This is a genomic window from Mariniflexile soesokkakense, from assembly GCF_039650365.1.
GTDB classification, from domain to species: Bacteria; Bacteroidota; Bacteroidia; order Flavobacteriales; family Flavobacteriaceae; genus Mariniflexile; species Mariniflexile soesokkakense.
Genome location: NZ_JAZHYP010000011.1, coordinates 21191 through 39847, shown reverse-complemented (window position 1 = coordinate 39847; position 18657 = coordinate 21191). Strand labels below are relative to the sequence as shown.

The window sequence follows — 18657 nt, the reverse complement described above, 5'->3', positions numbered from 1 at the left end:
ATTGAAACGGATAGCCAGACCCCACAGGGAAACGCCCAAAAATTATAAAAAGAAATTCCAAACGAGACCGAAACGTACTGTAAAGTCGCGATACGGATTGTTTGGTGCTGAATAATAATTGTAGCCTGTAAGTGATGAATTAAAATGTTCGGCTTTTAAGTACACCCTGGTTTGACGGATTTTTGCATTTAAAAAGAAATCCAGCCTTGGGAAATTACCGAATTCACGATCGGTTTGTACATAAAATTCTGCTAACAAGGGGTTATACGCATTCATATAATACTTTGTGAAGTAATTTAGGGTTACGCCCGTTTGCAAGTACATGGCTTTTTTAAATACATGGCTAGAAAAGTATAGCGTGTTTCGGGTTGTTAGTTGTGGTACATTCAAAACATTGTTATTGTCTTGCATGTTTTGATACAACACGGTATTGTTTAATGCAAACTTACCTACTCTTATTTCGTTTTCGAACTTAGCTCGCAAATAGGTAATGGTGGCATTGTTTTGAAATGGCTTTACTTGTTGCGATGTTTCGTCCATTTTAAAATATACGTAATCGTTTATAGTATTAAGATCGACCGTGATGTTGGCTAGATTTTTATATTTTAAGTTAAATGCGAGTTGCTGCGTTTCAATATTATTAAAATTGTTTTGCCAATTGTAGCTAACATAGTCGCTTTGATATAATAGGGCATTGAAATTTGGCGCTTTTGAACTGTGATTTAAGGATGCAGATGCTACTATGTCTTCATTTAATTTAAACGTTGCTGTTCCTTTTAAAAAGTTACCATCAAAATCTCCCGACACATTAATACCCAATTCTCCTTTTAACTCGAAACCTTTGTATTGTTTATGGTATTTACCACCTGTTGAAAAGATATCGCCTTTTAATCTGTTAGTTATGGTATTACCGTTTAAAACTACCAGCTTATCATAGCCATAATTATAATTGCTATTACTTACGTTGAATTGTAAATCTCCTATTATGTTGTTACTATAATTTAACTGAAATTGATTATAAAAACTTTCAAGTGTTGCACGGTCTTTTAATTTTGAATTTTTAAAAGCATCACCAAAGAAACTGTTTGCTGAAGATTGATCGTACTGATAATATTTATCTTCAAAAGATATTATGTGCCCAACACTAAGTTTGTTCTTAGATAATGAATCTCTTTTCCTTATTATATGGTATGTATGGTCTAAATGAAAACGTTTAGCTTTTAGGAGGCTTTCTGCGTTTTCAAAATTAACCTCAAAAATGGAACGGTCTAAAAATTCGGGGTCGCCCGTTTCAAAGTATACCACATTATCGTCTCGCAAACCTCCATTTTCTTGATTTAGTAAATCTTGCGTTACCATATGCCCTTTTGCATTATATCTGCTATTTTTAGATTTATAATTTGATGTAAACCTAAAGTTACCGCTACTTGTTAATATGTGTTGGTATTTACCCAAAGAGCGTAAACCTTTGTATGCTATTGAAAAATTGTATTGAGGCGATGTGTTTACCGTAAAAAATGCATCTGTTTGCTGCCCTTGTTCAAAAGCGGTTTTAAAAAACAGTTCTGTAAATGGCGTTGGAACGCGGTAATAGTTAATATCTTCAACTTCCATATAAAAGAAATGCTTCGCTTGAGCACCAAAACTTGGCATTAAACTGGTGTTTTGAAAATTATAGGTAAGGCTGTTATAGGATTGACCCATATTTGAAAAAGGCATCAACCCAAAATTATCTTTTCTTAAGTAATTGAATTTATACTCTTTTTTAATGGATAATGTAGTATCGACATAGGTTGTATCGTTAACGTGCGAAATAATTAAGTAATCTGTTACTTTTGGAAGTTTTTCTTTTGCAAGAGAGTCCTTAGGCTGTACCAAACCCAACTCTCTACCTAATCGATTAGACTTTTTGGGTTTATCTTGAGCAAAAAGTTGGTTGAACTGTAGTATTAAAAAAAGTACTAAAAGCAAGTTTCTTTTTGAATGATAATTCTTTATTGATTCTAAACCTGAATATAAAGTCATAGTAATACGTTTCGATACTGAGTTAAATGACTAAATATGTATAATCATTTTTAACGGTGCAAATGTAAATACAAAATATGATAACGTTATAAAATGGAAAAATTATTTAATAAATAGTTTATATTTTCAATAATAACAAAAGAGACCGCCTAAAAAGTAAAGACGATCTCTTTATTGTTATCCATAAATCAGCTTAATCTATTAGCCAAACCATAACCCATAAACTCTAATTGATGGGTTTTCTAAGCTTGTAAATGTTCCTGCTCTATTGCTAAAACTACCTAAACTTGAAGAAAAACTGTCTTCATCTGTATAAATAATTCCTTGACTGCTATTAAAAAAATTAATTATTGGCGCCAATCTGGTTTCTAAGAATGTTCCATTACCACCAAAAGGAGCTGTATAGTTTAAGAATAACTTTCTATCTTGAATCACTGCTTTTTCAAAACAATAAAACGTCGAAAATGTAGCTCCATCAGAATTTCTTCTAACCCTTATAAATAAAAATGTGTCACAATCGTCACTTTCAAAATCTAAAACTAATTGATACTCTACAAAAGAGAAGCCAATGGTTCCTAAATTGGCGTTTACTTGTGTAATCATTGCATCATGACCAATTGATGTTAAAGGATTGCTGCCCAATGCTGGCCTATATAAAAAACCTGTAGGCCCTAAATCTAATAATTGGTTTACATCTTCATTAATAAATGCGGGTTGGTTATCGAATAAAATAGTTGCTGTTGTACCATTTACTGTTGAAATATAACTTGAAGTCGCATCATCATAAGTGAAATTGGTATAAGCTTCTCCATCAAATTCCAAAGATGGGCTTATTATTAAACCATCTTCTGTAAAAGCGATACCAAAATTAAATTCTTGAACCGAGATAACAGTCCCTTCCACAAGTACCCTTGGTGAAGCATGTAACCTAAAAGCATCATAATTAAAGTTGAAATTAGATACTTTATTGCCTTTTTCAATTTTTAATACCTGAAACACTGAACTTGTTGGAGTAGGCAGTAAATTTTCACGTTGCGCCAAGGACGTTTGTACTTTTAAAACACTTTCAGTATTGAAATTTGTTAAATTTGATGGCATGAACTCGAAACGACCCGAACTTGAATTTCTAACATCCCTAAAAGTAATGACGCCGTTTTCGTTTCCAAAATACTGAAACACCGAAGTTCCTTTAAAACCTGTACCTACTAATCCAGGAAAATCGGGGTCGCTTACTTTTTGTATATGATTTCTTGTTGTAAAAACCAATTCGGTTGCACTGCCATATCGAACTTCAAATGAAGAGGTTTGAATAGCTGTATCAGCATCAAAATCGGATGTCATATTAACAGTACCGTCTGCATTGAATTTCATATAGAACGTGAAACCGCCAAATTCATCGTCCTTAGGAAAATAAACCCCTTTGTAACCATTGGATTCTGCGAGCAGTAAATTTAGTAGTTCGCTGTTGCTTTGGGCAATTCTATCGGCTGGTGATTCTGGAAAAAGGGTTTCGCTATTATCACTATTACAAGACAAAAGCCCAAAAAACAGCAAACAGATGAAACCAAACTTTATATATATCTTTTTCATATTTATTTAATTTACTAGGTTTTGTGTTGCAATAGCTACAATTTCTTGAAGTTCGTACAAATCTATATTGAAGTTTTTTTGGTAATAATCTACTACCATAGCTTCTTTCTCTCTAATGATTGCTTTTGATTCTTCATTATCAATACTTTCTACAATAGCATCAAATTCTGCTTTGGAATTGGTTAACATCTCCGAAACCATCTCAACAAAATCCTCACTTTCTTGACTAGAACCATAAGCAGTAATATAACCTAATTCTCTAGCTTCGGCATCATCTCTGTTAAACCACTGAGCTGTATAATTTTCTGGATTTATAAGTCCGTATGCCTCATCAATAGGAATGTTTTGATTTAAAATATGGGCATATTCATGCTGTACCGTTTTTAAGGGCTGCTTAATACTGTTTATATCTGTAAAATCTAAATAATCGATGTTAAAGAGTGTGATTTTTGTTCCTGCTTCTGCAACACCAAGTGTAATGGTTGGACTGTTAGGATTGTAATTAAAACTACCTACCAATGTAAATTGCCTTGGGGCTATTTTTTTTATAAAATCGGCACCACCAACTTGGGTATAAGGTTCTATCCAAGCCTTTTGTAAAGCGTTAGCCACTGGTTTTACACTAGATTCAAGAGGTGGATGTAAAAACCGATCGACGTCTGTATCATTAATATCCCATTTATAAAGCACTTCAATATTGTAGGGAGCTACAAAATTGCTTCTTAACCATATATCCAACTCGTTTAATATTGGTGGATTGGTATCTATTTGGCTTTCTCCAATACTGTCTGAACCATCGCTACATGACATTATAAATGCCAACACCATAGTTATTATGTATATATATTTTTTCATTGTTACGATTTTTTTTTTGTATTTACCTAGGGTTCTGCTCTATACCAAAAGATTGTGCTGCTTCAGGTATTTGAATTTGTCTTCTATTATCAGTTTTAGATAAGGTGTAACTATTACCTAAATTATCGGTATGAGTTACAGCTATGTTATGTCTCTTTATATCAAACCATCGTAATCCATCATTATAAAAAATCGTTCTTTTTATACTTAAAATAGCAGCTATAAAAGGAAGCGATTCATTTGGAATGGTATAAAATGGTGTATAAATTGATGATGGAAACCCTTGATATATGGCTGCGATATCTGATGCTGTTAGCGCATCGGTAGCAGAATTATAATCATCCGATTTTACCGATAATGACATATTAATATCTGTAGCTGCATCATCTAATTGTCCTAACATGGCATAGGCTTCAGCTCGATTAAGCAAAACCTCATCTGTAGATAATAATACATAAGCAACAAAAGCATTACCCGTTCCTGCTGCCTGATTGGTTACTTTAAAAAACTCTTGAAACTTAGGAATGTTGTAATACAAATCTGAAGAACCATACACCCCAAAAGACCAAAATCTACCTGATATATTCCGACCAAAAAATAATTGGCTAGCAATAGTATTGTTCATTTGGTATCTGGCGCTAAAATGATATCTGTTATAGATAGATGAAGCAGAAACCAATAACAAATTTGCTGGTTCTTCAGTTGATGATGTATATAAGTAATTTTGTTCAGAATAGGTTCTTGGGCTATATTGGTTTGTCCAATCTCTTAAAACACTTCCCACATTTGCCCCTAAAGCACTATTGCTATGGTCTATAACTTTTTGCCATTCACCTTTATTTAAATAAAAGCGAGCAGCAAATGCATTTGCTGCTTTTTTTGTAAAATGAAAAGCCTTTACGTTGTAATTATCTGTGACTAGAGGTAGTCCGGCTTCAATATCATTTTTAATTTGATTATAGACATTCTCTACAGTACCTCTTTCATACTTGCCCAACAAAACGGTTTCTGGTTTGGTAACGTAAGGTATTCCCAAATCTGAATTTGCAGTAGATGAGCTGTATGCTTTTGAAAATATGCTAACCAACATAAAATGAGCATAGGCACGACATATAAGTGCTTCACCTTTTAAGGCATCCAACTCTGAACCACCTCCCAATGCTTCAATAGACGCCAACGCTTGATTAGCTTGTGCTATGGCTTTATAAGCCCTGTTCCAATAATTTGTAGGGGTATCATCATCAATATCATTAAAATCATCCCAAAAATACATTCTTTGGTTAAGCGTTGTTGCAAAATCAATACCTGTATCGGCACTTGGACCTTTATCGCCTGCATTATCAGACATCGGTTCTAAAAAAGGCACATAGGCTGCATCTGGGTAGGCTGCTACCAAAAGTTCTGCAATTTTTTCTGGAGAATCTATAGAGTCGATTCTGTTGTCTGGAGTTTCATCTAAAACATCGTTACAAGAAGCTGCCAGTAAAACAAAAGCTAAGACTTTTATTATATTAAACTTTATATTTTTCATAGTATTCATTTTTAAAAACCAACATTTAATGAGAAAGTGAACAACCTTGAAATTGGGTAAGCAACACCACCAGATCTAAAAAACTCTGGATCCTGACCACCTAATTTTGAATCTGAATAGATTAAAAACGGATTGGTGGTTTGTAAACTCAATCTGAAATTAGAAATCCCTAATTTTTTGGTTACTTGCTTATCAAACGTATACCCTAAGGAAATGTTTTTCATTCTAATAAAACCACCATCGGCAGTACGTGCTGTTGAATAGTTATAGGCATTATAAGCTCTCTCCAATTCGTTTTCTCCAAATGACTGCAATACACTTTGTGATGCAATTGTTGGAACATTGGTAATATTTTCATCTCCAGGAAACAACCAACGGTTTACAAACTCTCTTGGAAACACATCTAAATCTGTATATTCCGATTTGTATGCTGGAGCCAATCTAACCTTATTACCCGCTGAAAAAGAAATAAAGAAACTAAAATCCCAGTTTTTGAAGGTGAAATTATTTGAAAGTCCACCAGATATATTAGGCTCTGTAGGACCTTCATAAACTAAATAATCCAATACGCTGTCGGTATCTTGAAAATCTATTAAATCATAAGGTTTTGAAGGATCAAAATCTGGATCCTGTGTTAAAAATGTTGGTAAACCGTAGTCGTTAAGTCCCTCAAATTGGAATGAAAACAAAGATCCTTTTGGAAAGCCAATGGCATTACCTCTACCCGTTCCTGTAACTAAATCGAACACGTTCGATTCTTGTTTAAGTGAGGTTACTTCTTGATTAAAGTGTGATATATTAAATCCTGTTTTCCATCTAAAATTATCACTATCAATATTTACGGTATTAACTTGAAACTCGATACCGTTTGTAGTCATTTCAGAATTATTACCTAGTTTAATAGATTCGCCACCTATACCTGTGGTTCGAATAAGATCTATTAAATCTTTACCTTTTCTGAAATAGGCATCAAAGTTTAACATAATTCTGTTATTCAAAAAACCAACATCGACACCTAAATTTAACTCTAGTGTTTTTTCCCAAGTTAATTCGCTGTTTTGTAAATCTTCAATATCTATATAATTTTCGCGGTCATCGTTATACTGCCTATCGGTAATTTGGCTTCTAAAAACAGCTAAATTGTTTGTAGCGTTGTCTGCTAATAGTGCCACAAGCCCGTAACTGGGCCTGAAAGCTAATGTTGAAACAACATCAGAATTTTTTATAAAATCTTCTTTATCTGCATTCCATTTACCTCCTATAGTATAAGTTGGCAACCATCTTGATTCTGTGGATTTACCAGCTCTATTAGAGCCTTCATAATTTCCCGTAACGTTTAATACATATTTTTTATCAAAATCGTAGGTTACGTTTGCGAAAAATGAGACTTCCCGTTGTCTGGTTTCTTCAGCAGAAAAATAAGGGTTACCGTCCAAAATGGCTTTCTTTAAAATATCTGGATCGGTAAATACAGTACCTCCTCGAGAAAACTGATATCCATAACCAGTATTTTTACTTTCAGTTCTATCGGTGTATCTGTACTCTTGTCCACCATAAATTCTAATTCCGTGAAGATTATCTTTAAATCTTTTAGTGAAATCTAAAGTATTTCTAAAGGTATACGTAACCAAAGTGTTTTTTGAAGTAATTAATATACCCCCAACAGGCAATACTACTTTTGGTCTCGAGTTAGGAAAATCTGGATCTGAAAACAAAAAGGTGTTTTGATCTTGCACAATCGTTGTTTCATTTGCCCTATATGCTGCAGCAACGTTAGAGTCTTCGGTTATGGCATGCTCGCCATTAGATGAAGCATAACGTGCAGAACCTAAAAAGTTAAAGGTTAAATTTTTATTGATTTTATATTCGGCTTGTCCTTGAAATTTGATATCTGACACATTTAGTTCAATGGCATTGTTTTCCAGTTCGTTTAAAATATTAAAAGGTGCCCAATTGTATCTGGAATATTCTAAATCACCATCATTATCTCTAGCACGCAATGCTCTACTTGTATTAAGTGCATAACTAAATGGATTGATATCAAAATCTCTTGTATAAGAACCGCTAACCACGTCTTCCTGTCTAGCAAATGTACCTGGTGCTAATTGATTTCTAATAGAACCTTGTAACTGTGACGTTATCTTTAATTTATCGCCCATTAAAAAATAGGTATTTCTTAAATTCCCTGTTATTCTTCTAACTCTATCGGCTACTGTCCACCCTCCATCAGTGTAATAACCTAATGATGCGTAAGACGTAGCATTTTCACCACCACTAGAAAAACTCATGGTATGTGTTTGCGTTGGTGCCGCATTAAACAAGGTTTTAAACCAATTGGTATTTGCCAATTCGTACTGTTGTAAAAATTTTGCTCTTGCTTCTGGTGTATTTTGAAGTTGAAATTGACCCGTAGTTTCATCATAATTATTGATGGCCCTGTACATAATATTATAAATACCACCGTATCTGCCTTGAAATGAAGATGGCAGATCTAAAAACCCTTTTGTTTCCATTTCTCTGTAAACAGACACGGTTTCTTGCGAGTTCAACAAATCGTAATTTGTATATCTAGGAATGTCTCTTACAGCATATTCTGCTGCATAATTAAATGTTGGTTTTTGGTTTTTCTTACCAGATTTGGTAGTAATAACCACCACACCATTTAACGCTCTAGCACCGTAAAGTGCCGTTGCCGAAGCGTCTTTAAGAATCTCAAAACTCTCCACATCGGAAGCATTTAACCCAGCAACTGCAGAACTTAATAAGGTACTTGCATCTCCAGAAACTAAATCGGACACCGATAAATTAACTATTTCTTCTTGAATAACGCCATCTACAATCCAAATAGGCTTTGTGTCACCTAAAATAGATGACGATCCTCTAATAGTGATTCTAGGTGAAGCACCAAACGTTCCAGTTACGTTTTGCACGCTTACACCTGCAACGCGTCCTTCTAAAGCTCTAGAAATATCTGCTTCACCATCTAATTTAATATCTGCTGCTTTTAATGTTTGCGAAGCACCGGTAAATAATTCTCTTCTAACATTTTGGTATCCCGTTACTACAACAGCGTCCAAACTTTCAACGTCTTCAATCATTACAATATTAATAACGTTATTTTCTCCAACGGTAATCATTTTGGTTTGCATGCCTACAAAACTAAATTTCAAAATATTTCCTGTACTGGCTAAAATTGAATATTCACCATCAAAATTTGATGTTACCCCTCTGTTGGTTCCCTCGATAAGAATAGTTACTCCTGGGAGAGGCATATTATAAGAGTCTACAATTTTACCGGTAATATTTTTTTCTTGAGCAAAGGAAAGATGAATTGAAAATACCATAAAAAGCATTAACAAACTTGTCAAGTTTAATTTCATACAATAATTATTTGAGTTAGTCCAAAAACGAATATCTTAATATAATCTTAAAGAAACAAATAAAAACTTTAAATAAATGTGCTAATATTTGTTTCCTGCCCATTTTGTTTAACGAATATTTAATATTAAGGCGTTTGCAATAAAAAAGATTGAACAAAATTGAAAAAAACATGATTATTTAATAACCAAAAACAGAAGTTCAGAAAACACAACCAATTAAATAAAAACTATAAATTTGTCAAAACTTTTTAAAATATGTTGTTAAAAAACCATTCAAATTTTGTTTTAGAATGTGGCACAGACGAGGCTGGACGTGGATGTTTAGCAGGTCCGGTTACTGCCGCTGCTGTTATTTTTTCTTCAACTTTTAACAATTCGATTTTAAACGATTCCAAACAACTTAGTGAAAGCAAAAGGGATTCTTTAAAGCCTATTATAGAATTAAAAGCATTAACTTTTGGTGTAGCTCATGTTTTTCAAGATGAAATAGATCAAATAAATATTTTAAATGCCTCTATCTTGGCTATGCATCAATCAATTACACAACTAACACCCAAACCAGAATTTATAATTGTTGATGGTAATAAATTTAAACCTATCGGAGACATTCCTTTTGAAACCATAATTAAAGGAGACAGTAAATATTTAAGTATCGCCGCAGCTTCAGTATTAGCAAAAACATATAGAGACGCATTCATGAATACTATTCACGAAGAATTCCCCATGTACAACTGGAAACAAAACAAAGGTTATCCAACAAAAGAACACCGAGAAGCGATACGGAAATACGGAATTACCAAGTATCATAGAAAATCGTTTCGGTTATTACCCGAACAAATAAAATTAGATATTTAACTGCTTACATTACGCTATTTTATGTACGCTATAAATTGAAAAATATGTAGGTTTGTATAAATTAATTCGTTTTATGAGATTCCTTGGTTTCGCCATCTTATTATTTGTTGTTTTTAGTTGTTCTACTACTGAAAAAAATCGCATCAATCTTATCGATTTTGTTCCAGAAAACACATCCATTATTATAAAAACATCTAATCTTGAAGACTTAAAAAGCAGTATTAAGAACAGTGATTTTTTAAATAAGTTTTCTGAAACCAGTGCCTATAAACATTTAGAAACCAATTTAGATTATTTAAAACTTTTAAAACCAAATGGCGAACTACTTATCTGTTTTTCACAAGACGAAAAAGACAGTCTTCAATTTACCATAATAACAAAATTCACCCCTCAACTATTCAAAAGAGATTCTCTTAAAAACTATGTTGAAGAAACAATTAGCTACGAAAACCAAACACTCACAAAATCCACCTACAACAATAACACTTTTTACAGCACTGTAATAGACAGTACTTTTTTTACAGCATCATCAAAAGATGCTATAAACACCGTTTTAACCAGTTCTAACATGAATGAAGAATTAGTTAAAATTTACAACTCTACCAGCAACGATAAAACATTTTCTATTATAATAAATGCCAACTCCCCTTTTATAAAATCGTTTTTTATTGAGGAATCTTTAAATCTAAATGCTTTCACCAATTATATAGCTATTGATGTGAATGTAAACCAAGACTATATATATGTTAATGGTATTACCAAAGCGACCGATTCCACCAAAATTTTAAGCAACATATTTAGAAACACCATTCCGCAGGAAAACCAAACTCAAAACATCACACCTTTTGATAGTGATGGTTTTATGAGCTTTACCTTTAAAAATTTCCAAACTATTGAAGGTAATTTAAAAGCATATACAAAGAAGGATTCTATTGCAGGCAGTTCGCCTCTTTTTGATAATATCATAGAAGTTGGTGTTATTTATCAAGATGAAAATCGTGCCATTGCGTTAAATTCCATTGATTTTATTGCTACCGAAGATGCACTTATTGGCGAACAAACCATAGTTGAAGCTTATAGAGGCATAGAAATATATAGTTTTAGCCAACCTAAGCTATTTGTTGATACTTTTTCACCTTTAATTAAAAACATCAACCCTAATAAATATTGCGTCTTAGACAACTTTTTTGTGTTTTCTAATAGTTCTGCTTTACTACAAAACATCATTTCTAACTATCAAAATAAAACCACGTTTAGTGAATTAGAAACTTTTAAAAAAGCTAAAGAACAACTAAGTAATGCCTCTTCTTTGTTTCTTGCTACTAGCAGTAAATCTTTAAAATCTATATTAAGTAAAAATTTTAAAGATGATTTAGAGGATTCTTTCAGTAATTACAGCTCTTCGGCATTACAATTTATTTACGATTCTAATTTTGCCCATCTAAACGCCATTATAAAAAAGAGCAAAACCAGGGTAAGTCAAAACTCGGTTTCAGAAGAATTAAATATCAAATTGGCTTCCGATATTCTAAATAAGCCTCAATTTGTAACCAATCATCTTACTAAAGAAAAAGAAATAGTAGTTCAAGATATTAAAAACAACCTCTATTTAATTTCTAATAAAGGAAAAATTCTTTGGAAAAAACAACTTGAAGGTGCTGTTTTAGGAACCATTGAACAAATTGATGTTTTTAAAAACGGGCGCTTACAATTAGCATTTGCAACTCCAAACCGTGTATACGTTATTGACAGAAATGGTAAAGATGTTGCACCGTTTCCTGGTAAATTTAATGATGCTATTACCCAACCACTTTCAGTTTTTGATTATGATAGAAATAAAGATTACCGCCTGTTAGTTACCCAAGGCAAAAACATATTGCTTTACGATGTTCATGCCAAAACGGTAAATGGTTTCAATTTTAAATCGGCTAAAGAGGCTCTTGTTAGTCAACCAAAACATTTTAGAATAAGTAGTAAAGACTATATTGTATTTAAAACCCAAAACACGCTTCATATTTTAGACAGAACAGGAAACACAAGAGTGAATCCAAAAACATCCGTAAACTTTTCAAATCAACCCATCTTTTTATACAGCGATACATTTACTACAACAACTTCAAACGGACAATTAATTTCTTTAGACACCAAAGGAGGTGTTTCAACTCAAAATTTAAACCTTTCAGAAAAACATAATATAGAAGCTAGCAGTAAAACGTTGGTAACGCTTAACGAAAACAAATTAACCATTAAAAGTAACATTGTAGAATTGGATTTTGGCACTTATACAAAACCCGAACTGTTTTACATTAAGGATAAAATTTATGTTGCCATTACCGATTTACAAACTCAAAAAGTTTACATATTTGATAGCCAAGGAAACCTATTGCCTAATTTCCCTGTGTATGGCAATTCAGAAATAGCCCTAGACAATATTGACAAAGACAATAGCTTGGAGTTTGTAACAAAAGGCGAAACTAATTCCATACTGCTCTATCGTATCAATTAAAACCTAATCCACTCATTTACAAATTGGTGTAGTAAAGAATTTTCACATAACTCTTTGCACATGAAAAAGTAATTTTTATCTTTAGGGCTGCTATTATCAACCTTATTAAAAAACGAATTAATTACAACTCAACCACAAGTTATAGTATAAATCTTCAGTTTGCCATTTAGCGCTTACTGACACTTACTTATGTGCTGTGTTGAAAAAACATAACGATAACCAAATCGAAAAGTCCTCGAATCTGAGAACGTCAAGGCATCATGCTTTGGCGTTCTTTTTTTATGGTTTCTCTTTTGAAATTAGTACTATTGTACTCATAATAAATACACCATGATTTCAAGAAAAAACGCCTCTATATCAAAATTCATTATTCATAAAGTTGGTAATAAATTTAACGGCACAAAAAATGCCTTTTCAGAAAAGTTAGTAGATTTTGATGAAGCCAGTTACGACCTAATGCTCCCATTTTTATTAAGACCATTTGGAAGCGTGGTACAAAGCTACAGGTTTAACCACCATGCTAATATTTCATTAAACGAAATAAACAGTTACAGCACGCAAATTTTTAATGATGAAGAAACTTTTATAGACGTTTCAAAGCATATAGTAACCCATTTATACGAGCAATCTACCTCGGCGCAAATAAAAACAGGCGATGTTTTGGTGGTTATGTTTGAAGGCATCGAGTTTAACGAAATAACCACAAACGCTTTGGGTATTTTTAAAATTGAAAATAAAGTCAATTTTTTTCAAACCTATTTAGAAAACAATAGTTATGATGTATTGGTTCAAAAAGGGATCTCATCTAAAAAAGTAGATAAAGGCTGCATAATTTTAAACCAAACTGATACGGAAGGCAACATTATTTTAAGCGTAGACAACAACAGTTACGATGCCCAATACTGGCTAAACCAGTTTTTAAACATAAAATATGCCGATGATGCGAATAACCACACCCAACAATATATAGAACTCTGTAAAGATTTCTCAACCGAAATTTTAAAAACCACCTATGGTGCTCAAGAACAGAATACCTTTTTAGCTAAAACCATCGATTTTTTTAAAGAAAATGAGGTGGTAAACGTTGAACGTTTTAAAGATGAAATTTTTGAAGAAGACAAACATAAAAACTTATTTGACGATTACAAAAAAACCTTTGAAGGCGAACAAAACTTAGTTATTAAAAACCAATTTGATGTTGCCGAAGCTGTTGTAAACAAAGAAAAGAAAAAGATTAAAACCGATATAAAGCTAGATACCAACATACAAATAAAACTGGATATTGATGCACCCGATGCCTCTGCCGAATATTTAGAACGCGGTTATGATGATGAAAAGAAAATGCATTATTACAAGGTGTTTTTTAATGTTGAGAATTAAAAACTTTTTATTTTACAAGAAAAAACAACTAAATTCGTTTAGCTGTGATATAGATAATTGAAATCATCCATATATAAAAAGTTGGCAACAATTAAAAACTGAATAAATGAAAAAAATATTACTTGCACTGTTTATTGGAATAACATCAATTGGATATTCCCAAAAATTATATAAAGCTGTTGAAAAAGGAGATCTTGAAACAGTAAAATCACTTATAAAAAAAGGAGAAGACATTTCTGAATATAGTAAAAACGGACTTTTTCCATTATGGAGGTCAACTGCTGATAACAACTATGAAATCACAGAATTTTTAATTAATAATGGGGCTGATGTAAATCAAGTAAACAAAGTAAATCCAGGAAACTCAACTCCAATAGAATTTCCTTGTCAAGAAGGGTATTTTGAAATAGTGAAGCTTTTAACTGAAAGTGGTGCCGATGTTAATTTTAAAGGATATCGCGATTTTACTCCAATTAGAGTAGCCGCAAGAAATGGCCATCTAGAAATTGTAAAATATTTAGCCCAAAATGGTGCTAAAATTGACATCAAAGCTATGGATGGAGCAACACCTCTTGAACACGCAGCGTCAAAAGGACACTATGAAATAGTTAAATTTCTTATTGAAAATGGCGCAAATGTTAACAACAAAGATGAAGATGGAGATTTTTCGTTAGGCGAAGCGGCAAAAAGAGGATATTTAGATATAATTCAGCTTTTAATAGACAACGGTGCTGATTTAAAATTAAAAAATAAAGAAAAGAAAAACGCATTTGATTTAGCTAAAGAAAGAGGTCAAAAAAAAGCTGCTGAATTGATTGAAAAATACATGTAAAATAACCGTTACCAACAAAGCTGAGTTAAAAAAAAAACTCTTTAAGCTATTTTGGAAACGAAGTTTTGGTTTGTACAGCAATCCAAATTTACAAAAAAAGAATATATGCTATTTAAAGTTTAGCATTAAAAAACTCTGCCTCAAAAAGCGCACTAAAATGTTTTAACAGTTTTTCTTTCACTTCTGTTTCATCAACTTTAGCAACGCCAAGTTCTACGTTTAAAGAAGTTACTGCTTTCCCACGAATACCACAGGGAATCATCAAATCGAAATAGCCCAAATTGGCATTTACGTTCAAAGCAAAACCGTGCATCGTTACCCAACGGCTGGCACGAACGCCCATGGCACATATTTTTCTAGCAAATGGTGTACCCACATCTAGCCAAACACCTGTTTCACCTTCACTTCTTTCGGCTTTTAAACCATATTCCGCAAGAGTAAGAATAATCATTTCTTCTAAAAAACGCAGGTATTTATGGATGTCTGTAAAAAAATTATCTAAATCCAGAATAGGATATCCTACTATTTGTCCCGGACCATGGTAAGTTATATCGCCACCTCTATTAACTTTATAAAACGTGGCATTTTTGGCTTTTAATTGGATTTCATCTACCAATAAATTAGACATATCGCCACTTTTACCCAAAGTGTACACATGCGGATGCTCTACAAACAAAAAGTAATTATTGGTTTTAAACTGTGTATTATCTCGCCTGTTTTTAATTTTAGCATCAACAATCCCCTTAAAAAGTTGTTCTTGGTAATCCCAAGTGTCTTTATAATCTTTTAAACCTAAATCTTGTATTTCAATGGTTTTGTTCAAAACGTTAATCTTCTAATACAACTTCTAAATTTAAAGCTTCGGGATTGGAAATGTAGTCCATAAAACCATATTCAATGGTAACGCTTTTTCTATCAGCACTAAACATAGCTGTTTCGTTTGAAACCGATTTAATGCGCTTCGGAAAATGATAATTTAATTTATAGGTTGAAGACCCAAACATCATAGCCATTTGCCCCAAACTATCGGTTACTTGTTTGTAAGCTTCTTTATCAATTATTTTGGCTGTACGTTTAAATATTTTACCATCGTACTTATAATCTAGTTCGGTAGTGCCATCACCACCAAAAGAAGAAAATGGATTGGCATCAGTACCTGCTTTCTCCTTACCTTTTAAGGCACCAAAACTGTTCATGGCTTTAAACATATCTTGAAGTTCGTTTACATTTTTAAAATCAGTAAACATATCAAAGGTCATTTTTGATGTTTTTGGATCCATAACCATGTGCATATTAAACGGCTCCAAACTCTTTATTTTTTGTTGTTCTTCTTCCGATAGTTTAGAAATACTATCCTTCATGGTACTGAATAATTCTTTAAAACTGAAAGTAGAATCGATAGCTTTCTCTTGGCTCTCACTTATTTTATCGCCCGCCATTTGCATGAGTTGGCTACCATCAAACGAAAATTCCATTTTACCAGAACCGTCGGCATTTATATAGATATTCTCAGAAAACTGGCAACTGGTAAAAGTTGTTAAAACTACCAAACAAAAAAGGGCAAAAAACCTTCTCATAAATTATTAAGTATTAAAATTTGACAGCAAAGATAGGTTTAATTTTTTGGATTATTAAGAATAACCAACGCTGCAATTACACCAGGAACCCAGCCACAAAGCCACAATAAAAAGACAATAAAAACAGAGCCACAACCCTTATCGATAACGGCTAAAGGTGGACAAATAATAGATAGTAAAACTCTCCAAAAACTCATAATGATTTTAAATTTACGATTCTAGATTGATGATTTTTCTATAGGTCGTAAATTTATGTTTTTTGTTACAATAGATAGAAACGTCTAAAGCCCAAAAATTCATAATTCTAAAATCGTAAATCGTAAATCAAATGTTTATCTTTGTGCCTTTAAAAAAATACTCAGAAATTTAGAATATGTCGCAATTATCAGAGCAAGAGCTTGTACGAAGAGAAAAATTAGCAAAATTACGCGAGTTAGGAATTAACCCCTATCCAGCCGATTTATACCCAGTTTCACACACATCGAAACAAATAAAAGACCACTTTGAAGTAGGTAAAAAGGTGGTAATCGCGGGGCGTTTGATGATGATAAAGGTGCAAGGAAAAGCTAGTTTTGCCGATTTACAAGATGCTGATGGAAAAATACAAGTGTATTTTAACCGTGATGAAATTTGCCCTGGCGACGATAAAGAAAAATACAACGAGGTTTTTAAAAAGCTTTTGGATTTCGGTGATTTTGTGGGTGTTGAAGGCGAATTATTTACCACACAAGTTGGTGAAAAGAGTGTGCGTGTAAAAGACTTCACCTTATTAAGCAAAGCTTTGAAACCACTTCCATTACCTAAAGAAAAAGACGGTGTTGTGTTTGATGCCTTTACTGACCCTGAGCAACGTTACAGACAACGTTATGCCGATTTGGTGGTAAACCCACAGGTGAAAAACGTGTTTGTAAAACGTACCAAACTATTCAATGCCATGCGTCAGTTTTTTAATGATGCTGGTTATTTTGAAGTTGAAACTCCTGTATTACAACCCATTCCAGGTGGTGCAGCAGCGCGTCCCTTCATCACACATCACAATGCTTTAGACATTCCGCTATATATGCGAATTGCCAACGAATTGTATTTAAAACGATTGATTGTTGGTGGGTTTGATGGTGTTTACGAGTTTTCTAAAAACTTTAGAAACGAAGGCATGGACAGAACCCACAACCCTGAGTTTACCGCTATGGAAATATACGTAGCGTATAAAGATTACAATTGGATGATGAATTTTTGTGAGCGGTTACTAGAACATTGTGCCATTGCTGTAAACGGCTCTACAAAAACTACTTTTGGCAAACACGAAATAGATTTTAAAGCGCCATACGCCAGAGTCACCATGGCAGATTCTATAAAACAATTTACAGGCTTTGATATTACTGGGAAAACTGAGGATGAAATTAGATCTGCTGCAAAAGGCATGGGCATTGAAGTGGATGAGACCATGGGTAAAGGCAAATTGATTGATGAAATTTTTGGTGAAAAATGTGAGGGCAATTACATACAGCCTACTTACATTACAGACTATCCGAAAGAGATGAGTCCGTTGTGTAAAGAACACAGAGAAAACCCCGAATTAACCGAGCGTTTTGAGTTGATGGTTTGTGGTAAAGAAATAGCCAATGCCTATTCGGAACTTAACGACCCAATAGACCAACGCGAACGTTTTGAACACCAAATAGAATTAGCAAAAAAAGGTGATGACGAAGCCACAGGCACTATAGATTACGACTTTTTACGCGCTTTAGAATATGGGATGCCTCCAACATCGGGCATGGGCATTGGTATGGACAGATTAATTATGTTTTTAACCAACAACCCATCAATACAAGAGGTTTTATTCTTCCCACAAATGCGCCCAGAGAAAAAAGCGGTAGAATTAAGCGACGCTGAAAAAGCCATATTTGAGATTTTAAAAACCAACAAAAGCATGAGTTTAAACGATTTGAAATCCAAATCTGGTTTAAGCAACAAAGCTTGGGATAAAGGCATTAAAGGTTTAACCAAACACAAATTGGCAAACGTTACAAAAACGGATGATGATTTGGTTGTAGAATATATTTCGTAATATCGTTATCTTAATTTTTATAACTCCTTTTAACTTATATATAAAAATGGTAATAGTT

At 33.2% G+C, this 18657-nt stretch carries 13 protein-coding genes; 5 read left to right on the top strand and 8 right to left on the bottom strand.

Annotation, left to right across the window (positions count from 1 at the left end; translation table 11 throughout):
* Nucleotides 1-42: 42 nt before the first annotated feature.
* From VP395_RS15380 to VP395_RS15360, 5 genes are all read right to left on the bottom strand, one after another.
* Nucleotides 43-2025: a putative porin gene (locus VP395_RS15380; protein ID WP_346242917.1), complete on the bottom strand. Its 1983-nt coding sequence runs from the start codon at nucleotides 2023-2025 to the stop codon at nucleotides 43-45.
* A gap of 201 nt (nucleotides 2026-2226) precedes the next feature.
* Nucleotides 2227-3615 (bottom strand): DUF4302 domain-containing protein, encoded by a 1389-nt coding sequence (locus VP395_RS15375; protein WP_346242916.1) that lies wholly within the window; start codon nucleotides 3613-3615, stop codon nucleotides 2227-2229.
* 6 nt (nucleotides 3616-3621) lie between these two features.
* Nucleotides 3622-4470 (bottom strand): zinc-binding metallopeptidase, encoded by an 849-nt coding sequence (locus tag VP395_RS15370; RefSeq protein WP_346242915.1) that lies wholly within the window; start codon nucleotides 4468-4470, stop codon nucleotides 3622-3624.
* A gap of 22 nt (nucleotides 4471-4492) precedes the next feature.
* Nucleotides 4493-6001, bottom strand: a complete 1509-nt coding sequence (locus VP395_RS15365) for a RagB/SusD family nutrient uptake outer membrane protein (RefSeq protein ID WP_346242914.1) — start codon at nucleotides 5999-6001, stop codon at nucleotides 4493-4495.
* Nucleotides 6002-6012: 11 nt separating this feature from the next.
* Nucleotides 6013-9381 (bottom strand): SusC/RagA family TonB-linked outer membrane protein, encoded by a 3369-nt coding sequence (locus VP395_RS15360; protein ID WP_346242913.1) that lies wholly within the window; start codon nucleotides 9379-9381, stop codon nucleotides 6013-6015.
* A 255-nt stretch (nucleotides 9382-9636) separates the two neighbouring features.
* Between VP395_RS15360 and VP395_RS15355 the strand changes: the two genes are divergently transcribed.
* From VP395_RS15355 to VP395_RS15340, 4 genes are all read left to right on the top strand, one after another.
* Complete coding sequence (locus VP395_RS15355) at nucleotides 9637-10236, top strand: ribonuclease HII (protein WP_346242912.1); 600 nt, start codon at nucleotides 9637-9639, stop codon at nucleotides 10234-10236.
* A gap of 73 nt (nucleotides 10237-10309) precedes the next feature.
* Nucleotides 10310-12742, top strand: coding sequence for a DUF3352 domain-containing protein (locus VP395_RS15350; protein WP_346242911.1), 2433 nt, complete (start codon nucleotides 10310-10312; stop codon nucleotides 12740-12742).
* Nucleotides 12743-13072: 330 nt separating this feature from the next.
* A complete protein-coding gene (locus tag VP395_RS15345) occupies nucleotides 13073-14122 on the top strand; it encodes a nucleoid-associated protein (RefSeq protein ID WP_346242910.1) in 1050 nt (349 codons plus the stop codon).
* Between the two features lie 106 nt (nucleotides 14123-14228).
* On the top strand, nucleotides 14229-14954 hold the full coding sequence (locus tag VP395_RS15340) for an ankyrin repeat domain-containing protein (RefSeq protein ID WP_346242909.1): 726 nt from the start codon (nucleotides 14229-14231) through the stop codon (nucleotides 14952-14954).
* A gap of 112 nt (nucleotides 14955-15066) precedes the next feature.
* On the opposite strand, the gene lipB is transcribed toward VP395_RS15340, so the two are convergent.
* From lipB to VP395_RS15325, 3 genes are read right to left on the bottom strand one after another with little or no spacing between them, the layout of a single operon-like run.
* Nucleotides 15067-15777, bottom strand: coding sequence for a lipoyl(octanoyl) transferase LipB (gene lipB, locus VP395_RS15335; protein ID WP_346242908.1), 711 nt, complete (start codon nucleotides 15775-15777; stop codon nucleotides 15067-15069).
* Nucleotides 15778-15781: 4 nt separating this feature from the next.
* Entirely contained in the window at nucleotides 15782-16531 is a 750-nt protein-coding gene (locus VP395_RS15330; RefSeq protein ID WP_346242907.1) for a hypothetical protein, read from the bottom strand.
* Between the two features lie 38 nt (nucleotides 16532-16569).
* Complete coding sequence (locus VP395_RS15325) at nucleotides 16570-16728, bottom strand: YqaE/Pmp3 family membrane protein (RefSeq protein ID WP_346242906.1); 159 nt, start codon at nucleotides 16726-16728, stop codon at nucleotides 16570-16572.
* Nucleotides 16729-16904: 176 nt separating this feature from the next.
* Here VP395_RS15325 and lysS point away from each other — a divergent pair, with 176 nt between their 5' ends.
* Nucleotides 16905-18599, top strand: a complete 1695-nt coding sequence (gene lysS, locus VP395_RS15320) for a lysine--tRNA ligase (RefSeq protein WP_346242905.1) — start codon at nucleotides 16905-16907, stop codon at nucleotides 18597-18599.
* Nucleotides 18600-18657: the final 58 nt, after the last annotated feature.

Bases quoted from the DNA above. Each gene is read 5' to 3' on its own strand.
- VP395_RS15380 (WP_346242917.1), bottom strand. From the start codon at position 2,025: ATGACTTTATATTCAGGTTTAGAATCAATAAAGAATTATCATTCAAAA.
- VP395_RS15375 (WP_346242916.1), bottom strand. From the start codon at position 3,615: ATGAAAAAGATATATATAAAGTTTGGTTTCATCTGTTTGCTGTTTTTT.
- VP395_RS15370 (WP_346242915.1), bottom strand. From the start codon at position 4,470: ATGAAAAAATATATATACATAATAACTATGGTGTTGGCATTTATAATG.
- VP395_RS15365 (WP_346242914.1), bottom strand. From the start codon at position 6,001: ATGAAAAATATAAAGTTTAATATAATAAAAGTCTTAGCTTTTGTTTTA.
- VP395_RS15360 (WP_346242913.1), bottom strand. From the start codon at position 9,381: ATGAAATTAAACTTGACAAGTTTGTTAATGCTTTTTATGGTATTTTCA.
- VP395_RS15355 (WP_346242912.1), top strand. From the start codon at position 9,637: ATGTTGTTAAAAAACCATTCAAATTTTGTTTTAGAATGTGGCACAGAC.
- VP395_RS15350 (WP_346242911.1), top strand. From the start codon at position 10,310: ATGAGATTCCTTGGTTTCGCCATCTTATTATTTGTTGTTTTTAGTTGT.
- VP395_RS15345 (WP_346242910.1), top strand. From the start codon at position 13,073: ATGATTTCAAGAAAAAACGCCTCTATATCAAAATTCATTATTCATAAA.
- VP395_RS15340 (WP_346242909.1), top strand. From the start codon at position 14,229: ATGAAAAAAATATTACTTGCACTGTTTATTGGAATAACATCAATTGGA.
- VP395_RS15330 (WP_346242907.1), bottom strand. From the start codon at position 16,531: ATGAGAAGGTTTTTTGCCCTTTTTTGTTTGGTAGTTTTAACAACTTTT.
- VP395_RS15325 (WP_346242906.1), bottom strand. From the start codon at position 16,728: ATGAGTTTTTGGAGAGTTTTACTATCTATTATTTGTCCACCTTTAGCC.
- lysS (WP_346242905.1), top strand. From the start codon at position 16,905: ATGTCGCAATTATCAGAGCAAGAGCTTGTACGAAGAGAAAAATTAGCA.